Annotated in this window: 20 protein-coding genes and 1 riboswitch; of the genes, 17 read left to right on the forward strand and 3 right to left on the reverse strand. The window is 55.8% G+C overall.

Annotated elements, in window-relative coordinates; genetic code table 11:
- Positions 1-10 precede the first annotated feature (10 nt).
- The 3 genes from dnaI (at position 11) to FE783_RS27600 (ending at position 2,991) form a co-directional block, all read left to right on the forward strand.
- Positions 11-970 carry a primosomal protein DnaI gene (dnaI, locus tag FE783_RS27590; protein ID WP_138882605.1) on the forward strand — a complete coding sequence of 320 codons (960 nt, stop codon included), beginning with the start codon at positions 11-13 and terminating at the stop codon, positions 968-970.
- Between the two features lie 49 nt (positions 971-1,019).
- A complete protein-coding gene (locus FE783_RS27595; protein WP_138882606.1) occupies positions 1,020-1,700 on the forward strand; it encodes a WCX domain-containing protein in 681 nt (226 codons plus the stop codon).
- A 100-nt stretch (positions 1,701-1,800) separates the two neighbouring features.
- On the forward strand, positions 1,801-2,991 hold the full coding sequence (locus FE783_RS27600) for a hypothetical protein (RefSeq protein ID WP_138882607.1): 1,191 nt from the start codon (positions 1,801-1,803) through the stop codon (positions 2,989-2,991).
- 82 nt (positions 2,992-3,073) lie between these two features.
- Here FE783_RS27600 and FE783_RS27605 read toward each other — a convergent pair whose 3' ends face one another.
- The gene (locus tag FE783_RS27605) at positions 3,074-3,205 is read right to left on the reverse strand and encodes a YqzM family protein (RefSeq protein WP_138882608.1); all 132 of its coding nucleotides are present in this window, start codon (positions 3,203-3,205) and stop codon (positions 3,074-3,076) included.
- Positions 3,206-3,471: 266 nt separating this feature from the next.
- Here FE783_RS27605 and trxA point away from each other — a divergent pair, with 266 nt between their 5' ends.
- Complete coding sequence (gene trxA, locus FE783_RS27610; protein ID WP_138882609.1) at positions 3,472-3,789, forward strand: thioredoxin; 318 nt, start codon at positions 3,472-3,474, stop codon at positions 3,787-3,789.
- A gap of 282 nt (positions 3,790-4,071) precedes the next feature.
- Positions 4,072-5,973, forward strand: coding sequence for an excinuclease ABC subunit UvrC (uvrC, locus tag FE783_RS27615; protein ID WP_138882610.1), 1,902 nt, complete (start codon positions 4,072-4,074; stop codon positions 5,971-5,973).
- Positions 5,974-6,037: 64 nt separating this feature from the next.
- Here uvrC and FE783_RS27620 read toward each other — a convergent pair whose 3' ends face one another.
- Positions 6,038-7,642, reverse strand: coding sequence for a CPBP family intramembrane glutamic endopeptidase (locus tag FE783_RS27620; RefSeq protein ID WP_138882611.1), 1,605 nt, complete (start codon positions 7,640-7,642; stop codon positions 6,038-6,040).
- 248 nt (positions 7,643-7,890) lie between these two features.
- Positions 7,891-8,103, forward strand: a riboswitch (cyclic di-AMP (ydaO/yuaA leader).
- Positions 8,104-8,194: 91 nt separating this feature from the next.
- Here FE783_RS27620 and FE783_RS27625 point away from each other — a divergent pair.
- The 3 genes from FE783_RS27625 to FE783_RS27635 are packed head-to-tail and all read left to right on the forward strand — an operon-like array spanning position 8,195 to position 11,472.
- Entirely contained in the window at positions 8,195-9,535 is a 1,341-nt protein-coding gene (locus FE783_RS27625; RefSeq protein WP_202916273.1) for a TrkH family potassium uptake protein, read from the forward strand.
- A 12-nt stretch (positions 9,536-9,547) separates the two neighbouring features.
- The gene (locus tag FE783_RS27630) at positions 9,548-10,213 is read left to right on the forward strand and encodes a potassium channel family protein (RefSeq protein ID WP_138882612.1); all 666 of its coding nucleotides are present in this window, start codon (positions 9,548-9,550) and stop codon (positions 10,211-10,213) included.
- Positions 10,214-10,242: 29 nt separating this feature from the next.
- Positions 10,243-11,472, forward strand: a complete 1,230-nt coding sequence (locus tag FE783_RS27635; RefSeq protein WP_138882613.1) for a cation:proton antiporter — start codon at positions 10,243-10,245, stop codon at positions 11,470-11,472.
- Here the strand turns inward: FE783_RS27635 and FE783_RS27640 are convergent.
- On the reverse strand, positions 11,469-12,374 hold the full coding sequence (locus FE783_RS27640; RefSeq protein ID WP_202916274.1) for a LysR family transcriptional regulator: 906 nt from the start codon (positions 12,372-12,374) through the stop codon (positions 11,469-11,471). The genes FE783_RS27635 and FE783_RS27640 overlap by 4 nt on opposite strands.
- A gap of 471 nt (positions 12,375-12,845) precedes the next feature.
- Between FE783_RS27640 and FE783_RS27645 the strand changes: the two genes are divergently transcribed.
- The 9 genes from FE783_RS27645 to FE783_RS27685 all read left to right on the forward strand — a co-directional run bounded on the left by FE783_RS27645 (position 12,846) and on the right by FE783_RS27685 (position 22,512).
- Positions 12,846-13,511 (forward strand): succinate dehydrogenase cytochrome b558 subunit, encoded by a 666-nt coding sequence (locus FE783_RS27645; protein WP_138882614.1) that lies wholly within the window; start codon positions 12,846-12,848, stop codon positions 13,509-13,511.
- Between the two features lie 16 nt (positions 13,512-13,527).
- On the forward strand, positions 13,528-15,288 hold the full coding sequence (gene sdhA, locus FE783_RS27650) for a succinate dehydrogenase flavoprotein subunit (protein WP_138882615.1): 1,761 nt from the start codon (positions 13,528-13,530) through the stop codon (positions 15,286-15,288).
- A 2-nt stretch (positions 15,289-15,290) separates the two neighbouring features.
- Positions 15,291-16,043 (forward strand): succinate dehydrogenase iron-sulfur subunit, encoded by a 753-nt coding sequence (gene sdhB / locus FE783_RS27655; RefSeq protein ID WP_138882616.1) that lies wholly within the window; start codon positions 15,291-15,293, stop codon positions 16,041-16,043.
- A gap of 539 nt (positions 16,044-16,582) precedes the next feature.
- The gene (locus FE783_RS27660; protein WP_138882617.1) at positions 16,583-17,635 is read left to right on the forward strand and encodes a LacI family DNA-binding transcriptional regulator; all 1,053 of its coding nucleotides are present in this window, start codon (positions 16,583-16,585) and stop codon (positions 17,633-17,635) included.
- A 37-nt stretch (positions 17,636-17,672) separates the two neighbouring features.
- A complete protein-coding gene (locus FE783_RS27665) occupies positions 17,673-18,803 on the forward strand; it encodes a glycoside hydrolase family 88 protein (protein WP_138882618.1) in 1,131 nt (376 codons plus the stop codon).
- Positions 18,804-18,973: 170 nt separating this feature from the next.
- Complete coding sequence (locus tag FE783_RS27670) at positions 18,974-20,038, forward strand: LacI family DNA-binding transcriptional regulator (protein ID WP_138882619.1); 1,065 nt, start codon at positions 18,974-18,976, stop codon at positions 20,036-20,038.
- A gap of 548 nt (positions 20,039-20,586) precedes the next feature.
- On the forward strand, positions 20,587-21,093 hold the full coding sequence (locus FE783_RS27675; RefSeq protein WP_238403283.1) for a hypothetical protein: 507 nt from the start codon (positions 20,587-20,589) through the stop codon (positions 21,091-21,093).
- The gene (locus FE783_RS27680) at positions 21,077-21,403 is read left to right on the forward strand and encodes a hypothetical protein (RefSeq protein ID WP_420799775.1); all 327 of its coding nucleotides are present in this window, start codon (positions 21,077-21,079) and stop codon (positions 21,401-21,403) included. The genes FE783_RS27675 and FE783_RS27680 overlap by 17 nt, the downstream gene beginning before the upstream one ends.
- Positions 21,400-22,512 (forward strand): FAD-dependent oxidoreductase, encoded by a 1,113-nt coding sequence (locus FE783_RS27685; protein ID WP_138882622.1) that lies wholly within the window; start codon positions 21,400-21,402, stop codon positions 22,510-22,512. Before FE783_RS27680 ends, FE783_RS27685 begins: the two co-directional genes overlap by 4 nt.
- Positions 22,513-22,533: the final 21 nt, after the last annotated feature.

Below are 22,533 nucleotides of genomic sequence, written 5' to 3' on the forward strand. Positions count from 1 at the left end.
GCCTATTCATATGGAATCGTTAGCCGAAGCGCTTGGAAATTGGCGCAAGCTTTCATTTGCCGAGCGGGCGGAGCATAAGACGAAGCAGCTGCTCGACGATCCGCTCGTTCAGAGATTGCGCGCGAACTACCCGGAATTGGACGACCGGACGATCAAAGTCAATATGAACCGGCTGTATCAATACGTGACCGAGCACCGCAATTGCTCGAATTGCCCCGGCCTGGAGCGGTGTCCGAACGATTTCGAAGGGCATTACACGATGCTGTCGGTGGAGACGGCGGGCGATACGACTTATTTGCATGACCGCAAAGTATCGTGCAAGAAGCTGATCGCCAAGGAGGCCCAGGATGCGATCCGCAACCGGATCCGCAGCTTCTACATCGATAATACGGCGCTGACGCACGGCTACTCGACCGACGAGATCGTGGATATCGATCCGGAACGGGTCGAGGCGGTAGGAGCCATTCTCAAATATATACGGCGGACGCAAGCCGAAGGGCTGCAGAAGGAAGGGCTGTACCTCGTAGGTCCTTTCGGCACCGGCAAAACGTTCCTCATGTGCTATATGCTGTACCAGCTCGCGAAGAGCGGCCGATCCGGCGTTATCGTATACATGCCCGACTTCGTGGAAGATTTGAAGTCTATGTTCGATGAGCCGCAGCGGATGAAGGAAACGATAGATTTGCTCAAGGAAACCGATCTGCTCGTATTCGACGATATCGGCGCGGAAAATTTGAGCCCGTGGGTGCGTGATCACGTCATGGGGGCGATTCTCAACTACCGGATGAACCGGAAGCCGACCTTCTTCACGTCCAACCATGAGCCGGACGAGCTGGAGAAGCATTTCAGCTTCACGAGCAAGGACGGGGACGAGGAATACAAGGGACAGCGGATTATGGACCGGATCCGGCCTTTTGTCGAAGTCGTCGTCGTGAACGGAACGAATAAACGCGGTAAAGCGGGAGCGTAGAAGCCCCGCTTTTTTTTGTTTGAGAAAACGTCCGGGGAGGTGCTTGCCCTTGAGCAATTGGCATCGAATCTTGTGGATCGACAAGCAGATCCGCGAGAGCAAGTATCCGAACTGTACACGGATCGCGGAGCGTTTCAACATTTCCGTCCGCCAAGCGTCCCGGGATGTGGAATATTTGCGGGATTCGCTGGAAGCTCCCGTGGATTATTGCCCTGTGAAACGAGGATACCGTTACTCGAACGCCGCATTCCGGCTGCCGGCCGTCACGGTTACCGGGCCCGAGAAGCAGGCGCTTTCGTTGCTGGCGGACAAAGCCAGAACTTTGGACGGCGACGGGGAGCTCGGGTTGAGCGGCTTGTTCGACAAGCTGGAGCGGCTGTCAGCCGACGAACGGCCCGGCAGGGTATCATGGAGTAGTAAGAAGGAGCCCAAAGAGGCGGAGGAGCGGCTGGCTGCCGCCATTAACGCGGCGATGACATCTCCTCACACGCCGAGAACGGAGCCTTTCTACGCCGACGTCCGGTTCGACCCGCCGGAAATAGTCGAAGCGCTTCGGCTCGATGCCGAATACCGCGGAAATTCGGTCTTTCGGGTCCGTTACTATAGCGTGGAGTTATTCATGCGTTTGCTACTCTCGATCCCTTACGAGTTTCGGATCGTTTCCCCGAGCTGGCTCCGGAACATGATGCGGCACCGGCTGGAGAAGAAGCTGAGAGGATTGTCGTGGTAGGAGCGCGTACTAGGACATCATATGTCGTACCTCCGCGGTATACTTATGTCATCACAAACAGCTCCCGGAGGCTTGCTTCCGGGACATAAGGAGTGAGGAGATGTCGGTCAAACTCGGCAAGCTTCAGTGGCGCCCATTCTGGGCATCGCATATAGGGGCTTTGAAAGGCTGCCTCGATTATTTGGGCATCCGGATGTCCGATGCGTGGCTGGCGGGCGGAATCGGCCACGCTTTCGTGCTCAATGTAAACGCTAACGTATCGGCGGCCGGGCCGACGGCCTGGAATACGGAAATGATGAGATTGCTCGGGCATAATCTCGGGTATAACGTAACCGGGATATCGGCGTGGAAACACGATCCGGAGTTTGGTACGAAGCAGAAGCTGGCTTGGGAAACCGCCAAGCGGGCGCTGGATCAAGGACTTCCCTGTTATGGCTGGGAGCTCGGCATCGCCGAATATTATGCGATTAACGGCTATAATCAGTACGGCTACTATTATTCGGGAATCGGGACCGCTTCGTTTAAATTCGATCTGGAGAAAGATCGGAAGGGCGAATTGACGGACGGAGTGTTCACGGATCGATTGAGGGACGATCTGGCCCTCCGCGGCATGGCTCTTTCCGAAGACGTTACCGTAAATAACCGATTCGGCTGCTGGATCATCAAGGACGAGGAAGAAGGGACCTTATACTCGATTCTGGAAGATGAGTCAGGCCGGCTTATGCTTCACGGGGAGTACGAGACGAGCCAAGGCTTCAAGCAGTGGGACGATCTTGGCGCTTCGACGATCGGCCTGATGGAGCTGTATAGCGTGGAGCCGGCCTATACATCCGATGACGCCGCCGTCGTGAAGGAGGCGCTGGAATTCGCCTTGGAGTTCGCGGAGAGTCCTCGCAAATGGGTGCAGAGCGGCTTCCGAAGCGGATTGGCCGGATACGATGCTTGGAAGCATGCGCTGGACAACCGCAGTGCTGACGGGTTTGGGCATGCATACAACGCGGCGGTTTGGCAGGAATGCCGAATGCTGGCCTCGATGTTTTTGCTGGAGGCGGCCGATCGGATCGGAGGGGGCGCAGCCGCCCGGCTGCGAGAGGCGGCGAAATGGTACGATGACGTTTCGCGGGAGCTGGCTGTTGTCGCGGAACGGTTTCCGTTTCACCGGCGCCGGCCGGAGCATATCCGCGACAGCGAGTCGCTCGATGCCGCAAGCCGTGCATTAAGCCGAGCGCAAAGCGCGGAGCAGCGAGGCTTGGAGCGTTTGCGGCATATAGTCGGGTTGCTGGACGGCTGACGCGGCGGGAAAGCAAAAAAAGCCCTTTCCGTACGGGACGGAAACGGGCTTTTCTCCGTGCGCGGCCGGCGGCCTGCGCGAATTAGAACAATTGAATGATCGTCGCGACGAGAGCCATCAGAAAGAAAACTCCGAATGTGACGGCGAACCCCATAGCAACGTCCATGAAATCGTTTCTAGGCTCTTCGTTCGTATGCAATCTAGGATCAGTCATGCGTGTATTCCTCCCGTGCTAATCGTCCATTAGCAAAATTGGCTATGTTTAGTATACCGAATCGCCGATTGCATTGTAAAGGGAAATAAGTGTGACAAAACTGCAACAATTTGCGATTCCGTCGTCACTCATAGTATGCACAAAAAGCGGGCGGTATATGTTTTCAGTTATGAAAGTAACCCGACTTGTGGTATACTTTACATGTTGGACAAAAGGTATTAAAATATATAGGTACACACTTTTTGTAAGTATAAGGAGGAAATCCTGTGGCTATCGTAAACGTATCCGATCAATCGTTCAAGAGCGAAGTCGAGGGCAGCGGAACCGTTCTTGTCGACTTCTGGGCCCCGTGGTGCGGACCTTGCAAAATGATTGCGCCGGTTCTGGAAGATTTGGATAAAGAAGTGGGCGAGCAGCTCAAAATCGCCAAAGTGAACGTCGACGACAATCCGGAGTCCGCTTCCCGTTTCGGCGTCATGAGCATTCCGACGCTGATCGTGTTCAAGGACGGCCAGCCGGTGGACAAAATCGTCGGCTTCCAGCCGAAGGATGCTTTGAAAAACGTAGTCGGCCGCCATCTGTAAGCCGGCGACCGTTACTTTGCCGAGCGGGATTGTGCAAACAGTCCCGCTCGTCGTATGATAACGATAGGAACGACGCAGGTCCTGTTTTCGCGCGTTGCGGAACGGGATCTTTTTTTTGGTCCCCCAAAAGTGAAGCTGGCCTGCGAAGCATATTCCAAGTACTTTTGGGGGAGCCCCCTGGTACAGAAAATCTTAGGGAATAGGAAATGGGGTCCCTGAAAAGTACCAGGAATCAACATCGAAGCATCAGCTTCACTTTTTGGGGTACAGAGGAGGGAGAACATGTCCGAAGAGGGCATTGGGGGAGAACGCGACAAAATCGCCGAATCGATCCGGCGGAAGCTTGCTCTGCTTCCCGACAAGCCCGGCTGTTATTTGATGAAAAACCGGGACGGAACGATCATTTACGTCGGCAAAGCAAAAGTGTTGAAAAACCGGGTCCGTTCGTACTTCTCCGGCAGCCACGACGGGAAGACGCAGCGGCTCGTTGCGGAAATATGCGACTTCGAGTATATCGTCACCGCGAGCAACATGGAGGCGCTCATTCTCGAATGCAATCTGATCAAGCAATATTATCCTCGTTATAACGTACTATTGAAGGACGACAAATCGTTTCCGTATATTAAAATAACGCACGAAGCGCACCCCCGTCTCGAAGTCACGCGCAAAGTGCTCAAAGATAAAGCGAAATATTTCGGGCCGTATCCGAACGCCTTCGCGGCCGCGCAAACGAAAAAGCTGCTCGACCGGCTGTATCCGCTGCGCAAGTGCAAGACGCTGCCGGACCGCGTCTGCTTGTACTACCATCTCGGGCAATGCGTGGCGCCGTGCGAATTCGAAATACCGGCCGGGGAATACGAGCGGATGGTTCAGGAAATATCGCGGTTTTTGAACGGCGGTCATGAAGCGATCAAGGACGAGCTGTCCCGCAAAATGATTGCCGCCGCCGAGGAGCTCAATTTCGAGAGGGCGAAGGAGCTGCGCGATCAAATCGTCAGCATCGACGCGGTCATGGAGAAGCAGACCATTACGATGACGGATGCGGTCGACAGGGACGTATTCGGCTATGCGGTCGACAAAGGCTGGATGTGCGTTCAAATTCTGTATATGCGCCAAGGCAAAATGATCGAGCGCCACGTATCGCTATTCCCGTATTACGGGGACGAATACGAAGATTTCATCACGTTCGTGACGCAATATTACAGCGATAACCCGGCTTTGCCAAAGGAAATATTTCTGCCGTCCGCGGAGCAATCCGATACCGATGCGTCCGCACCGGGCGGCGAACCGCCGGCGAAGGAGCGTCATTCGGACGACGAGGTGGCGGAATCGTTGGAAGCATGGCTGCGGGTCAAGGTGCATCAGCCGCAGCGGGGCCGCAAAAAGCAGCTTGTCGGCATGGCTTGCGACAACGCCAAGGTGACGCTGGAGGAGAAATTCCGCCTGATCGAGCGGGACGAAGAGCGTACGGTCAAAGCGGTGGAAAGCCTCGGAGAATGGCTCGGCACAGGAACGATCCGCCGCATCGAGGCGTTCGACAACTCGAACATTCAAGGCACCAATCCGGTATCGGCGATGGTCGTTTTTGTGGACGGCAAGCCGGACCGTAAAGAATACCGCAAATACAAAGTCCGCACCGTACAAGGTCCGGACGATTACGAGACGATGCGGGAAGTGATCCGCCGACGGTACGAACGCGTGCTGAAGGAGCAGCTGCCGATGCCGGACCTCGTCGTCGTGGACGGGGGCAAAGGGCAAATATCGGCGGCCGTGGACGTGCTGGAGAACGAGCTCGGCCTCTATATCCCGGTGTGCGGACTCGTCAAGGATGCCAAGCATAAAACCGCGCAGCTCATGACGGGCGATCCGCCGGAAATCGTTCCGCTTCCGCGCGACAGCCAGGAATTTTATTTGCTGCAGCGCATCCAGGAGGAGGTTCACCGGTTCGCGATCACGTTCCACCGGGAGACGCGGGCGAAATCGATGGTCGCCTCGCAGCTCGACTCGATTCCGGGAATCGGGGAGAAACGGCGCAAGCTGCTGCTCAAACATTTCGGCTCGCTGAAAAAAATAAAGGAAGCGGCGGTCGACGATTTCCGTCCGCTCGGCATCGGCGACAAGCTGGCCCGCGATATTTTGGCCGCTCTGCACGGTCCCGACGCTTCTACCGATGCGGCCGATTGAGCCGCAGCGCACCAACAAGCCCGAAGACGGATTATGCCGCCTCCGGGCTTGTTGTTCTGATCGTTCAAGTCAACGGAGTGCTCCGTCTCCCTACGAGGATCCGGTGCAGACGCCAAATGATCCAAGCGACGAGCGCCGGCATCGCGATATAGAACAGACCGAGTGCGACGTCTCCGGTTCCCCCCATGTTCATCAAGGAGAAGCTCATCAACAGGCTGTCCATCGTCGCATGGGCGAATAAGACGGTCGCAAAGCCGAACTTCAGGAACGCGTATCCGAATACGATTCCGAGTATCGTCACTTCCACAAGCCGGGTGTATACGGGGTAGATCGGATATTGAGTATGGCTTAACGCCCAAATGATACTGGGCACGAGAATGGCGAGAAAACGGAAATAAAGCAGCTTCTTGAATAAGGCGATTCCGAAAAATCGGTATACCGCTTCTTCGGATATGGCTGCGGTCCAAGCCATCAAAGGAAACAGCTCCGGTCTCAGCAGGTTGTACATCGAGCCGGAAGGATCGTTCACCGCCCACATGTCGAACCGCTGTTCGGCGATAAAAAACAGCAGCGACTGGATGCCGAGAATAAGCAGGGCGAGCAAATACCCCCGTTTCATGCTGTCCAGCGTATCCCTTCCAAATCCCGCCTCCCGCCATCTGGGCCATACGTTCAGCCCCATCCCGCGCCATAGCGGTTCTCCCGCTGCGAGTGAAAAATATCCGATGATGCCGAGAACGGCCACGACTACGTTCATGACCATCACCATGACGACCGCCTCGTCGCTTGCCAGAAACGGATCGGCCGCCGGCCCGTCAAGCGTTTTGAAGGCGGGCAGCATGTTTACATTGTTGATCCAATACAGGACTAGGAATGTAATTGTCAGCCAAATGCCTCTGACGAACGAGATTTGCTTGCGGTAAACGATCGCGAATACGATAGCGGCTATGCCCATTAGAGCCGAGAGGGTCATATTCCATTGCGTCCAATACGACGCTGTTCGGTCCTGTCGTTTCACCCAGTCGTAATGGCTGTCCGGTACGCGCAGCTCCGTTCGGAATGCGGTTACTTGACCGTCCCGAATCTCCACGATTTCCCGCAGCTTGGCTTCCCCGAGCTTGTCGCTACGATGCTCGAAGGCGAATTGGTACGGAGAAGAAGTATTCGGATTGAACGCTTGGTAGTCATCCGGGGTCTTGCCCGCCTGACGCAAATACGATTCGGCTATTCTCCGTCCTTCCCGTACGGAAGGCGCCTCGCCTTTGCTTCTCGTCTGCCAGCCGATGACCGAGCCGTTCGTCATATTGACGTCCACCAAATAGTCGGCGTTCCGGTCGGTCGTAAGCTCGACCCGGTAGAAGTCGATGGGAACACGGCCGAGAAAGCGGGAGTTGTAGTCCGCAGTCAAGCGCTCCTTCTGTACATAACCGCTGAGCAGCTTGTTGGACTGATAAACGACGGACGCACGGTTCGTCTTGCCGCCGCCTGCCCGCTCCACATACGATTTTGCGGCGACTGCGGCGGCTTGCTTCGTAACGGTCGGGCGCGTTTCGGTGATGGCGTTTTTGTTTTCTTTACCCGTTAGGAGCGGCCACCAGTTCGTGACGGCAAATAGAAGGATACCGATTATAGCGAGAGTCCCGAGACGGGACGATTGCGGACGCGGCATGCAAGCCCTCCCTTTTTTTTCTAAACGTAACACACTTTTTTTTGAAATGCCACTTAGGAAGCCGCCTGATCTTTACCCGGTTTAGCACGCAACAGCTATTAAACGGAAGCAACGAAGGTAGGGACAATGAAAAGAGTGCGACAAGTGATCTAATTTGCCTCAAGTCGTGTTTTCAACTCGTTTTTCATGAAATAGCGGCTTTGTGATCTTGGCCCCACAGGATTATAATCACTTCGTCAGCCAATAATAACCATACCGAGCCGAATTTCTTTATGAAAACGGGGGAACCATGTATGTTGGGATCTCTGCAAAGTATTGGGACTGCGCTTCGTAGCCGCGATACCGCTTTGCAGGACTCTCAAGGGGTGAATTTCGCCAGCCCGCTGCAGCGGGGGATGCGAATAGGGTGCCTAACAACCCGAATCCGTCAGCTAACCTCGTAGGCTCCAGTCAGGAAACCACACCGTTTACGGCATTGGGGTTCCAGTGTCTTTTTTTGTTGTCCAAAAAAGAAAACGGTGCTGCTGCATTTCCATAATGAGGTGAACGATTTTGAAAAGCAAATCCGTGTTCGAAAGACTCACGCCGCCGCAAATTCTTGTCATCGGCTTCGCCGTCATTATTGTGATCGGCGGCATTCTTCTCTCGATGCCGGTGTCGACATCGGACGGCATGGGGCTCCCGTTTATCGATGCGTTATTCACGGCGACGTCCGCTACGTGCGTAACCGGCTTGGTCGTCGTCGATACCGGAACTTATTTCTCCGTGTTCGGGCAAGTGGTCATTATGGCGCTGATCCAAATAGGCGGTCTCGGCTTCATGACGATGTCCACGCTGATCGCGCTCGTTTTGCGCAAACGGATTTCGCTTCGCGAGCGACTCATTTTGCAGGAAGCGTTAAATCAAGGCTCGATGGAAGGCATCGTCCGGCTTATCCGCAAAGTGCTCGTCTATTCGTTGACGATCGAGCTGGTAGCCGCCATGCTGTTCGCGATTCGCTGGTCGTTCGATTATCCGGTGGGCACGGCGGTCTACAAAGGACTGTTCCACGCGGTCTCGATGTTCAACAATGCCGGCTTCGATCTATCCGGAGAATTCCGCAGCCTGATGCCTTATGCGGACGATATCTTGATCAACGTCGTGGCGATGTCGCTTATCATATTGGGCGGGATCGGGTTTATCGTCATGGCCGACGTGATGGAATACAGGACGAGGCGCAAGCTGTCTCTGCATACGAAGGTCGTACTGAGCATGACTTCGTTCCTGATCATTCTGGGAGCGATCGTCATCTTCCTGTTCGAATATACGAACCCGCGTACGCTCGGCTCGCTGAACGGAACCGGCAAAGTGCTGGCGGCTTTCTTCCAATCGGTCACGCCGCGTACTGCCGGCGCGAATACGGTAGATATCGGGGGGCTTCGTCAAGCGACGCAATTTTTTATTATCATCCTCATGTTTATCGGAGCGTCCCCGGGTTCCACCGGCGGCGGGATCAAAACGACGACGTTCACGACACTGATCGGCGCGATGGTGGCGATGATTCGCGGCAAGGAAGATATCGTCCTGTTTCATCACCGCCTGGCGAAGGACCGCATTTATAAAGCGATTACGCTTACGCTGTTCGCCATCTTTCTCGTCATCGTAGTGGCGATGGTGCTGTCCACGACGGAGGATCACCAATTTCTGATGATTCTATTCGAAGTGACGTCCGCCTTCGGCACGGTCGGATTATCGATGGGGTTGACCCCGGATTTGACCGTGTTCGGCAAAATCATGATTATGCTGACGATGTTCGCCGGCCGTCTCGGACCGATTACCCTGGCGTACGCCTTGCAGCCGAAACCGGAAAAAGAGCTGTATAGACATCCGGAAGGCAAAATTATTATCGGATAGGGGAAGCGTACTATGAAAATGAAACAATTCGCCGTTATCGGCTTGGGCAGATTCGGCTCCAGTTTGGCCAAGGAGCTGGTCGGCCAAGGCTTGGAAGTGCTCGGGATCGACCGGGATGAGGAAGCCGTCGACGAAATGGCGGATATCCTGACCCACGCGATCGTCGCCGACTCGACCGAAGAGGAAACGCTCCGGTCCATCGGCATACGGAATTTCGACTGCGCGATCGTGGCCATCGGCGACGATATCCAGGCTAGTATTATGACGGCTATTTTGCTGAAAGATCTCGGTGTCAAAATGGTCGTGGCCAAAGCATTGACCGAGCTGCACGGCAAAGTGCTGGAGAGGCTCGGCGTGGACCGGGTCATCTATCCGGAGCGGGATATGGGGATCCGGGTCGCCCATCAGCTCGTGAACCCGAATCTGCTCGATTATATCGAACTGTCCAAAGACTATACGATCGTAGAAATTTCCGTACCGGGGAAACTGAACGGGATTACGCTGAAGGAGCTCGATCCGCGGGCGAAATACGGCTGCAGCGTAGTGGCGATCAACAAGAAGAGCGGCGTTATTATCGCTCCCGCGGCTTCGGACGTTATCAATGAACGCGACGTCATGGTCATCATCGGGACGAACAAACAGATCGAATCGTTCGAAGAGGAGCTTGTCGGCTCATAAAAATCGGATAAAGAATGGAGGCGGCAGGCGTGGAAAATGCGACCGGAGTGGTCATTCATCACGTAATATTCCTGCTTGTCTTTATATTCGCATTGGGGATGGTATCGGGAAAGCTCGCTTCCGTACTGAAAGTTCCGGACGTGGCGCTTTTTCTGGTGGCCGGCATCGCGGTCGGTCAAGGGCTTCACCTCGTAACGGAGACGAGCAGTTCCTTTACGAACCAGTTCATATTGACCGTCGGCTCGGCGTTGATCCTGTTCGACGGCGGTCGGAACATCCGCTTATCCGGACTCAGGAAAGTATGGGTCACATTGACGCTGCTAAGCGTGCCGGGCGTGCTGATTACGGCGTTTCTGACGGCGGCGGTGTCGCATTATGTACTCGGCCTGCCTTGGCTGTACGCCTTGCTGCTCGGGGCCGTTATCAGCTCGACGGATCCGGCGACGATCATTCCGGTGTTCCGCCAAGTGAAAATTCGCGAGAAGGTGCGGGAGACGGTGGAAAGCGAGTCCGCCTTCAACGATGCGACGGGGTCGATTTTGACGTTCTCGGTCGTAGCGGTTATTCTCGGCACGGAGAAGGTGACATTGGCGGGAGCGGTTATCGATTTCGTCAAATCGGCCGCCGGCGGCATATTGATCGGTCTGGCCTTCGGGTTTCTAATGACGTATCTGGTGGCGCATTTGCGCGTAGGCTTTTTGCAGGATTATACGACGATCGCGATGGTCGTGACTGCACTAGGCGCTTATTTGCTCGGGGATCAGCTCGGGGTGAGCGGCTTTATGGCGACCTTTACGGCCGGTCTGATATGGGGCAACTCCGCGTCATTCGGCTTGAAGATGGAGGACAAGCTCCATGAAATGGCTCATTTCTCCGACAATATTACCGTTATCATGCGGATGCTTATCTTCATTTTATTAGGCAGCCAGGTTAACTTTGGAGTCGTGTTCGAATATTTGCTGCCGAGCCTTGCCGTCATCGGCGTGTTCATGCTGATCGCCCGGCCCCTGACGGTTTACGCCTGTGCCCTGCCGGACCGCAAAGCGAAGTGGGAACGCAATGAGCTGCTGTTCATGTGCTGGGTGCGGGAAACGGGAGTGATCCCGGCCGCTTTGTCCGGAATGATCGCGGGAGCGGGGATCGCCCATGCCGACGTTATCGCCGCAGTCACCTTTATGGCCATCCTGCTGACGATCGTCGTTCAAGCCAGCACGACGGCTTATGCGGCGAGGAAGCTGGGCTTGGAGGTTCATTCTTAAAGGAGGGCGTTGCCGTCGCGCGCATAGTGTTCCTTCGCCTTGCGGATCCATTGACGGGTCGAGTAATTGAGCGTCGATTCATGGCCGAACAGCAGGGAGGTCGTCCGCGTCGTTTCCTCCAGCTCGGGAATGGTGCGCATAACGAGTCCGTTATTGTCCAGCATCATTTGACGCAAGTACGACTTCGGCAGCAGCGTCGCCACGTTGCAGGTCGAGACGAGACGAAGAATCGCTTCGAACGAATCGATTTCCATCTTCACATCCGGGTATACGCTGTACCGGTGAAACAGCTCGTCCATCAGAATGCGGTACCACGTCCCTTTCGAGAACAAAATCATAGGCAGCTCCTGCAGCTCGCTAATCTCGATCGCCGGCTTCTCGGCCCATTTGTGGTACGATGGGAGCACGAGGCATAGATGGTCGTCGAACAGCGGGACGCAGGTCAGCTCGGGACTGTCGATCTTCGAGGCGACGAGCCCGAGGTCGACTTTTTTTTCTTTGACGAGGCTGACGATCTCATGCGTTTTGCCGGTAATGGCCTTTATATCCGTCTCCGGAAAATCGCGGGTGTACAGGGCGATCAGATCGGGAAGGGTGGATTGCAGCGTTGTAAGGCTCGCCCCGATCGTGATGCTTCTGGACGAAGAGCGGTACTCGGCGATGCGCAGCAGCAGCTTGCGCTCCATCTCGGACAGCTCGAGGGCGTACTCGTAGCACACTTGACCGAGTCTCGTCAGCTCGAGCTTCTTGCCTTTGCGTTCGAACAGCATAATGCCGAGATGCTCTTCCAGCTGGGCGATTTTACGCGATAGCGCCGGCTGCGAAATGTTGAGCGTCTGTGCGGCCCGGTTCAAGCTGCCATTCTCGACTACGGCGGCGAATGCCTCCAAATGGGGCAGCATGCGATCAGCTCCTATTTCAAAATGGGAGTATGAGAATTATTTCATTAATATATGTGTCCCGATCTGCTTATAATTGCGCTCTCGAAATCCACGACATCGACAAGATGATCTTATACCTAATGTGCATAACGGATTATAAGAAATCGGCATTTCCATTATAAGACCTTTGGGAGTAACATGAAAGATGTCAAACATTGTTCACAATCCGAGGTTTAAACAAGTCCTTCCTTGGCAAAATAGGCATGTATACGAAAGTTCCCCCAAAAGTGAAGCGAATCGTTGTAGAAACGCCGAGTACTTTTGGGGGAGCCCCGGGAAAATGCCGGTAACGCCGAAATTGAGGCCATGCCGTACTGTCGATATTTCGACCGTATACGACATTTTGTTGACGCTTGTCAAACTCGGGAGTACAATGAAAGATGGTTTGCTTTGCACACGTTGTCATATTTCTCTAGGGGGGAACTCGTTTCCATGACCGGTAATTCCTATTACTACCGAAAGCTTCACTCTCTGCTCGGAGTAATACCCGTCGGCTTTTTTCTAATCGAACACTTGATTACGAACTATGAAGCGTTCAACGGCGGACATCAGGCGTTCATCGACTCGGTACGATGGTTAAACAGCTTGCCGCTCGTTATTTTCCTGGAAGTGTTCGGCATCTGGCTGCCTATTCTGTACCACGGCATTTACGGCTTGTTCGTAGCGTTCCAATCGCGCAATAACGTAAACCGTTACGGGTATTACCGTAACCTGATGTTTACGCTTCAGCGGATTACGGGCGTAGTTACGCTGATCTTCATCGCATGGCACTTCTTCCAGACCCGGTTCCAAGTGGCGATCGGCAATGAAACGCACGATGGCCTCGGTGTCGTTATGCACGAAATTTTCACGACCCCGCTCTACTTCACGTTGTACTTGGTCGGCGTTCTGGCGGCAACGTTCCACTTCACGAACGGCATGTGGTCGTTCCTGGTCAGCTGGGGCATTACGATCGGGCCGCGGGCGCAGCGCGTGTCGAGCGTAATCTGGATGGGCGTATTCGTCATCATGTCGATCATGTTCGTGCTGACGATGGTAGCATTCACCGACGCGTCGTTCCAAGATACTTCCGTGCTGGATATGGCGAGCAAACATTAAGGGGGAGTGAACTGTAATGGCAAATTCCAAAATTATTGTCGTAGGCGGAGGACTTGCCGGGCTGATGGCTACCGTAAAGGCCGCCGAAGCCGGGGTTCACGTCGACCTTTTCTCATTGGTACCTGTTAAACGTTCCCACTCCGTATGCGCCCAAGGCGGCATTAACGGAGCGGTCAATACGAAGGGCGAAGGCGACTCCCCTTGGGAGCACTTCGACGATACGGTTTACGGCGGAGACTTTCTGGCGAACCAGCCTCCCGTCAAGGCGATGTGCGAAGCGGCGCCCGGCATCATTCACTTAATGGACCGGATGGGCGTCATGTTCAGCCGTACGCCGGAAGGCTTGCTCGATTTCCGCCGGTTCGGCGGTACGCAATACCACCGCACCGCATTCGCCGGTGCGACGACCGGACAGCAGCTGCTGTACGCGCTTGACGAGCAAGTTCGCCGTTGGGAGACGGCAGGGCTCGTCACGAAGTACGAGCATTGGGAGTTTCTGTCCGTCGCCATCGACGACGACGGCGTATGCCGCGGCGTGAGCGCGCAAGACCTGCGCAGCATGGAAGTAAAGACGTTCCGTGCCGATGCGGTAATCCTCGCTACGGGCGGACCCGGCATTATTTTCGGCAAAACGACGAACTCGGTCATCAATACCGGTACGGCCGCAAGTGCGGTGTACCAACAAGGCGTTACTTACGCGAACGGCGAATTCATTCAAATTCACCCGACGGCCATTCCGGGGGACGACAAGCTTCGTCTCATGTCCGAGTCGGCGCGCGGCGAAGGCGGCCGGATTTGGACTTACAAGGACGGCAAGCCTTGGTACTTCCTCGAAGAAAAATATCCGGCATACGGAAACCTCGTTCCGCGCGACATCGCGACACGGGAAATTTTCAGCGTGTGCGTGGACGATAAGCTCGGCATCAACGGCGAGAATATGGTATATCTCGACTTGTCGCACAAAGATCCGAAGGAATTGGATGTCAAGCTTGGCGGCATCATCGAAATTTACGAGAAATTCATGGGCGACGATCCGCGAAAAATTCCGATGAAAATTTTCCCGGCCGTTCACTATTCGATGGGCGGCATGTGGGTCGATTACAACCAAATGACGAATATTCCCGGACTGTTCGCCGCAGGCGAATGCGAATACCAATACCATGGCGCCAACCGTCTCGGCGCGAACTCGCTCTTGTCGGCTATCTACGGCGGCATGGTGGCAGGGCCGAAGGCGATCGAATACATTAAAGGCTTGAACAAATCTTCCGAAGACGTGTCGAGTGCCGTATACGACCGCGAGTCCAAGAAAAATACGGACCGGTACGAAAAGCTGATGAAGCTCGACGGCACCGAGAACGCCTATGTCCTTCATAAGGAACTGGGCGAATGGATGACCAACAACATGACGGTCGTGCGCTACAACAGCAAGCTGCAGGACACGATCAATAAGATCAAGGAATTGAAAGCCCGATATCAAAAGATCAACATCAACGATACCGCGCGCTGGAACAACCAAGGCGTTGCCTTCACCCGTCAGCTGTGGAACATGCTGGAGCTGGCCGAAGCGATGACCGTCGGCGCCCTTATGCGCGACGAAAGCCGCGGCGCGCACTACAAGCCGGAATTCCCGGACCGCAACGACGACAAGTACATGAAGTCGACGCTGGCGAAATGGACTCCGGACGGTCCGCAAATTTCGTACGAAGATATCGACGTATCGCTGATCGAGCCGCGTAGACGCGATTACACGGCGAACAAGAAGGCGGGAGGTCACTGATCATGGCTGAGACGAAAAAAATTAAGTTGATTGTCACCCGTCAGGACGGCCCGGATTCGAAGCCGTATACGGAAGAATTCGAAGTTCCTTACCGCCCGAATATGAACGTCATCAGCGCGCTGATGGAAATTCAGCGCAATCCGCAAACGGCAAGCGGCGGCAAAACGACTCCGGTATGCTGGGAGTCGAACTGTCTCGAGGAAGTATGCGGCGCCTGCTCCATGGTCATTAACGGCAAGCCGCGCCAAGCTTGTTCGGCTCTGATCGACAAGCTGGAGCAGCCGGTGCGCGTCGCTCCGATGTCCACGTTCCCGATCGTTCGCGACTTGGTCATCAGCCGGCAGCGGATGTTTGACTCGCTCAAGCGCGTCAAAGCATGGATCCCGATCGACGGCACATACGATCTCGGTCCGGGACCGCGGCTCGCGGAATCGAAGCGTCAATGGGCGTACGAGCTGTCCAAATGCATGACGTGCGGCGTCTGCCTGGAAGCTTGTCCGAACGTCAACGACCGTTCCAGCTTTATCGGCCCGGCTCCGATTTCCCAAGCCCGCTTGTTCAATACGCACCCGACGGGCGAAATGAACAAGCACGAACGTCTGGAAGCGCTCATGGAGGACGGCGGCATCGAGGGCTGCGGCAACTCGCAGAACTGCGTGCAATCGTGCCCGAAAGGCATTCCGCTGACGACGTCGATCGCGGCGATCAATGCCGAGACGACGAAGCATTTGTTCAAGAAATGGCTCGGCATGTAAGCCGGCTTGGAATAGCGTAGAAGGAGGATGCCGTACCTGCGGGTGCAGCATCCTCCTTTTGTTTGTCGGGAAATAGAGTGGCTGTAGCCGAAGCATTCTCTTCGTATGGCGGTTGCTTAACCTTGTCTGTCGACAGCAACTCGTGCGAAATCGTTTGTTTGTCTGTATGTGGGGCGCGCTGTCGTATCGTTTGGCTTGATTGGAATCTTGGCGGTGCGAGTCCGTGTGCAGGCGCTGTGGTACTGTTTGTCTGAGTTGAAGTTTGAACGAAATGGAGAGGCCGCATCCTTCGAACATTTCACGCCCTTCCTGCGCTATTTGCGTTCATCCTGCACTGACCTTGCGCAAATCTTGCGTCTACTACCTTGTATCATCACGCTTTTTTCTCGCGTCAGCCTTGTCATTTTGCGTTCATCATGCGCTAGTTCCCGCATTCATCCCAATATCTTCGCGCTCATTTTCGACACTCTCGTCTTGACAGTTTAAACGTTTAAATTTATACTTGATTTAAACGTTTAAATAAAAGGGGTGCATGACCGATGTCGGATCACCGGCAGGCCACCGTGTTCGATGTCGCCAAAGAAGCGGGTGTATCGACTGCGACGGTATCGAATGTGCTCAATCGCCGCAATGTGCCGCTGACCGAGGAGACGATCCGCAAAGTCGAAGAGGCCGCTGCGAAGCTGGGTTACCGGCGCAACGTGATGGCCGCTTCTTTAAGCCGCCGCAAATCGTACGAAGTCGGATTGCTGCTTCCCGGCTTCGTCGGCTACTACGGATTGTTTGCGCAGCAGATGGAACGGACGGCCCATAAATACGGCTACCATTTGTCCGTCTTCTCGACCGACTTGGATTCCAAGGTAGAGACGCGTCTGCTCGAGAAGCTGCTGGAACGCCGTGTGGACGGGCTGTTTTGCCACGGCCTGGCGATGTCCGAAGAATCGGCGCGCAAGGTAGTGAACGACGGAACGCCGATCCTGTTCTTCAACTGTTGGAACGAGCTGCAGCGGATGGCGATCGGAACGGTCAACTTGAACGTCTACCAAGCATGCGTCGATGCGGTCGTTCATCTTCATGAGCAGGGCTGCCGTTCCTTCTACTACTACGGCAACCGTCGGGCTTTCGCCACGAACGAACAGCGGATGAACGGTTTCCGGGATGGGCTGCGCTTGATCGGCGGTGCTTATCCGTCCGATATGATCGATACGGGAGACATTGCCGACAAAGATTTGCCGGGATGGCTGGCGGAGCGAAGTGAAGAGGAGGCGCCTGCCGGAGTCATCTGCTTCGACGACTGGAAAGCGTTCGTTTGCCAGAACCGGTTGATCGAGTGCGGCTATGCGGTTCCGGAGCGGTTCAAGGTTGTAGGCATCAATAACGAGTTCGTAGCGGAGCATTCGTATCCGGCCATTACGACGTTCAACATTCCGTACGAGCATCAGGCCGATATCTCGTTCCGCTGGATGATGACCCATTTGGGCGAGCAGGCGAAGCTGAAGGCCAAAGGCGATAAAGCGTTTCAGCCCCCCGACGCAGGCGGTGAAGTAAAAATTCCGCTCACACTCGTCGAGCGGTTGTCCTCCGGAACATGAACAGCATACCCGGTACATTTGAGAGGAGCAAACCAACATGTGGAAACAAGCGATCGAGAATGCGGTATTGAAAACATCGGCTAATATCGACCGGTACGGCGGAGAGATGTTCCCGCACGTCAGCGTCGACGGCGGCATCAAGTATAAGCTGAATCCGAATACGGATTGGACGGACGGCTTCTGGACGGGAATGCTGTGGCTGTGCTACGAATATACGGGAGACGCGAAATTCCGCGATGCGGCCCGCGCCAACGTGGAGAGCTTCCGCAAGCGGCTGGATGCGAAAGTCGCGATCGACCATCACGATATCGGCTTCCTGTACTCTTTGTCGTCGAAAGCACAGTGGATGGTCGAGAAGGACGAGGCAGCGAAGGCGCTTACGCTGAAAGCAGCCGACCATCTGCTCGGCCGCTGGCGGCCGAAGAGCCAACTTATCCAGGCGTGGGGTCCGGAAGGCCATGAGCAGAACGGCGGACGCATCATTATCGACTGCCTGATGAATTTGCCGCTCCTGTATTGGGCTTATGAGAAGACGGGGGACGAGAAGTACCGGGACGTCGCGACGATCCATGCGGACAAGAGCCGGCGGTTTCTCGTACGCGGAGACGATTCTTCCTATCATACGTTCTACTTCGATCAAGAAACGGGAGACGCGATTCACGGCGGCACGCATCAAGGCTACCGGGACGGTTCTACCTGGACGCGCGGACAAGCTTGGGGCGTTTACGGCTTTGCGCTGTCGTACCGCTATACGAAAGACCCGCTTTATTTGGAAACGTCCAAGCGCCTCGCGCGCTTCTTCCTGAAAAGCTTGCCGGCCGACGATGTGGCGTATTGGGATTTCGACGTGCCGATCGAGCCGGGAACGCCTAGAGACAGCTCCGCTTCCGCCATTACGGCTTGCGGCATTCTGGAGCTGCTCGGCCATCTGGAGCCGAACGATCCGGCGCGCGCCGAATTGCAGGACGGACTCGAACGCACGATGAAGTCGCTCGTCACGAACTATTCGACGATCGGCGATGAAAGCGTAGAAGGGCTGCTGAAGCACGGCTCTTACCACGTGCGCGGCAACTCGTCGCCTGACGATTTCGTCATCTGGGGCGACTATTACTACCTCGAAGCGCTTATGCGATTGGAGAAAGGCCATAAAGGGTACTGGTACGAATAATAGCGAACTAATTCATTCGGTCCCGTTCGGGGAAACGGAGCAGCAGCAGCCGCAATCCCGAACCGGGGCTTTTTGCTCGTTAACGATCGAGTTAACAGAACGGTGGATGTTGAAATATTAACCTGCAATGTTTACAATAAGGGGAAACGCAGCGGACAGGGGAAAACGACATGCCATCGATGAACGACATCGCCAAAATCGCGGGGGTTTCCAAAGCGACCGTCTCACTTGCTCTTGCCGATCATCCGCGCATTTCCGAAGAGACGAAACTGAAAATCAAGACGATTGCGCAAAATATCGGGTACTTGCTGCCCTCGCTCAAGTCGGACGCGACCGAAACGAAATGGAAGGCGAGCCGTTCGATCGGAGTTCTATATATCGGCGGAAGCGGCCATTCGACCGGTCAAGGTTTTTTCAGGGATACGCTGATGGGCATATGCGGGGAAGGCTCCCGCAGCCGTGTCAACATCGTCATGATCGGGGTCCAAGCATCGGATGAAGCGCAAGATGCCGAAGAAGTGTACGGCAAAGTCGCCGAATCCGGAGTGGACGGTATTATCGTTATTACGTGCAAGTCGCATTTGCACGGATTCCGGCGCCTGGCGGAACGGGAGTTCCCGATGGTTTTCGTAGGCAGCAGACGGTTGGCCGATTGGGACAATCCGCTGCATTCCGTCGCATCCGACAATTACGACGGCGGGGTCACGGCGACCGAATATTTGTTGAAGCTGGGCCATACCCGTATTGCCGCAATTATGAGCCACCGACCGTCTCCATGGGAGACCGATCGTTTGAACGGATATTTTGCCGCCTTGCGGGCGGCTGGGGTCGAGCTCGGCGATGATTCGGTTATCCGGGTATCGACATCGTTCAATCCCGATGAGGAGGGCTGGAAGCAGCTTCAGGAGTCGGGGGCGACGGCAGCCTTTGCAACGACGTCGCTGCTCGGCCATATGGCGCTGCAGCATTCCCGAATTGTCGGCAAGAGCGTACCCGGAGAGCTGTCGCTGGTTTCGTTCGACGATACCGCCTCGTTCCCGTACGAGAGTCCGCCGGTCACGATCATAGAGCAGGACATGGAATCGCTGGGCACGCTTTCCGCCAAGATGCTGTTTGATCTGATCGAGAGCCCCGGCCAGCCCGCAAGACAAGTTTTGATTTCCACCCGTCTGGTCGAAAGGGCTTCCTGCGTGCCGTTGTCGGACGGAAAAACGCAGCTTGCTTGTTCGCCTTAGCATACGGAGCTTAAGAAAAATAACAGGACTGTCCCTGAATACGGCCGATGCCGGATGGGACGGTCTTTTTTTGTGTGTTTTTTTGACGGCGCTTGGAAAATTATTGTTGATTTGAAGGGAAAAAGAGGTTACAATTCAGTTAACAAATCGTTAACTTAAATGTTAACTTATGATAACTTGTACAAATTAAAAAAGACGGGGACTGCAGTTTAAAGCGGATTTCGAGTCGGTTTTTATTTGAAAACGTTTACAAAAAGGGGTGGAGAAACTTCGTCAATGCCGTGCAAGGATGCCCGTTCGGATTATTGAAGGAGGTGATGCCTGAAACGTCAGGAAGCGGAACACGGAACGCCGGGGGAGAATTTGGTTAGAAGGCTGGCGGGATAGCCTTGGCGGGGATGGGGAGAACGGTTTGATTGGGAATTATGCCCGACATGCACGCCGTCGGGGAGGTGGCCGGTACGGCCGCCGCCATGTGTTGCTCGTCCGGCGTGCAACCGCGCGAGCTGGATGTGGCCGCGCTGCAGCGGCGCCTGATGGAACGCGGCGTGCTGCAAGAGGACGATTTGACGCGGCTCGGCGCACCGTGGGTGACGCTGCACGGCAGCAAGCGGGAGGAGCGGCGCTGGACGCCGGAGTCGGTCCTCCGGCCGGACGTGATCCGTTCGCTTGCGGAAGCGCTCGGCACCGACGAGGAAGGAAAAGCGCTTTGGTGGTTGTCGCAGAGCGGCGCCGACGCCATCCCGATATTGCGGAAGACGCATGCGCAGTCGGCCGGGAAGCAGCGCCGGGGAGCGGCGATCGCGTTGGCGCTGCTCGGCGACCGGACCGGAGTGCCGGATTTGATCCGCGGTGGCCGACGAAGACGAAGACGCGCTGCCGGGCTTCGAGCCGCGCATTCCGCCGCGATGGATCGCCTGTCTCGTCGCTTTGAAGCATTTACGGGAGACGTCATGCGTCGACATGCTGCTGCGCAAACTGCCGCCGGCAGCCGCACCTTCGATCCGATTGCCCGTATTTGCGCAGACGCTGCACATTTTGCATTACTTGATTGAGATTGCTCACCTGCTTTCTCCCGGGTTGCGTGAGGAAGCTGCGCGGAAAACCGCGCTGCTGCTCGAGGATCCGAGACTGGGCGCCGATTGGGGGAGCGGGGTTCAGGCATCGATTTCGATTCGCTGGAACGTCGAATTGACGGCCGCCTATTTGCTCGGACTGCTTGGCCAAGAGACGGACGCCGGACGAATCGTGGACGCTTACGGGAACGACGAGCACGTCTATGTGCGCAATATGGCGCGAATCATCGGCGAACGATTGGCGAACAACCGGATATCCACAACGAGCGGGAAGGTGAGTCAGGCATGAGCAGATCAAACAGCGGACAGCTTGCAAACAGTGGAAACGGCATGAACGGCGGAATGCCGGTATATGGAACTTACGACGTCATCGTTTCCGGCGGCGGACTGGTCGGTGTCGCTTGCGCGACCGCGCTGGCACGGGCGGGCAAAAAGGTGGCGCTTGTCGAGCGAAGGAGCGCGCTCGGTTGGGAAATCGGCCGGGCCCGCTGCTCGACAGTCGGACTGGGACGGGCGAGCGCTTATTCGGTTCTTGTCGGCGAGCTGGCGGAAGAACTGGACCAATGGTCGACAAACGATGGGGGGCAGCGCGCATCCGTAGCGGAGCTTCTGTTCGACCGCTGGGCGATGGAAGCGGGTGTCGATGTCGTGTTTCACGGCTGGTCGTCGAAGGTTGTCACCCGCGACGGCGCCGTCGCGGGGCTCGTCGCGGGCACGAGGGAAGGGTACGTGCTGCTGGAAGCTTCCCGTGTAATCGAAACCGAGGAGCATGGGCGATTGATCGACGAGACGTATGCGAAAACCGCCTTGACGAGAGGGGCTCGCAGAGTGTTTCTGCTCCGCAACGCCGCATGGGATGGCGTGAAGGCGCTGACGCTGCCGGACGGGCGCGAACTTGTGCTGCGCGCCGAAGCGGAAGACCGCACCAGTGCCGCTATGGAACTGACGGCGGCCGATGCGGCAGGCCGCAACCTGGAATTTCATGCCGCAATACCGGAAGCGCTGCGAGTCATTCGCGAGCAGGCGGAGGGATGTGCGGAAGCGGTCGCGTACTACTGGGCGGAGGAAGCATGGAGCGAGCCCGCCTTTAGTCTGGAGGACGGCTTTCCGAAGGCGGGCGAAGAGCGGCCGATCGGCCGTCTGTTGCGGCAGACAAACGGGTCGTTGCTGCCTGCCGAGCTGACCACCCGGCATGTTTCTTCATCCCGCACGAAAGGGCTATTGTTTGCCGGTCCGTGGCTCCCTTGCTATTCGGAGGCATGTGCGCACGGATACGATGCGGGCGTCGAGACGCTTGCCGTCGTCAATCGGCTGTTGCTTGGCGAAGCCGCCGCATCCGCGGTTGCCCCGGAGTCCGTTCTCGCAGGCAAATTGCCCGAGCCGATGCGGCGGGATTGAATTTGTGCCGGGAGGGAAGCG

This window comes from Paenibacillus mesophilus (assembly GCF_005938385.1).
GTDB classification, from domain to species: Bacteria; Bacillota; Bacilli; order Paenibacillales; family NBRC-103111; genus Paenibacillus_AB; species Paenibacillus_AB mesophilus.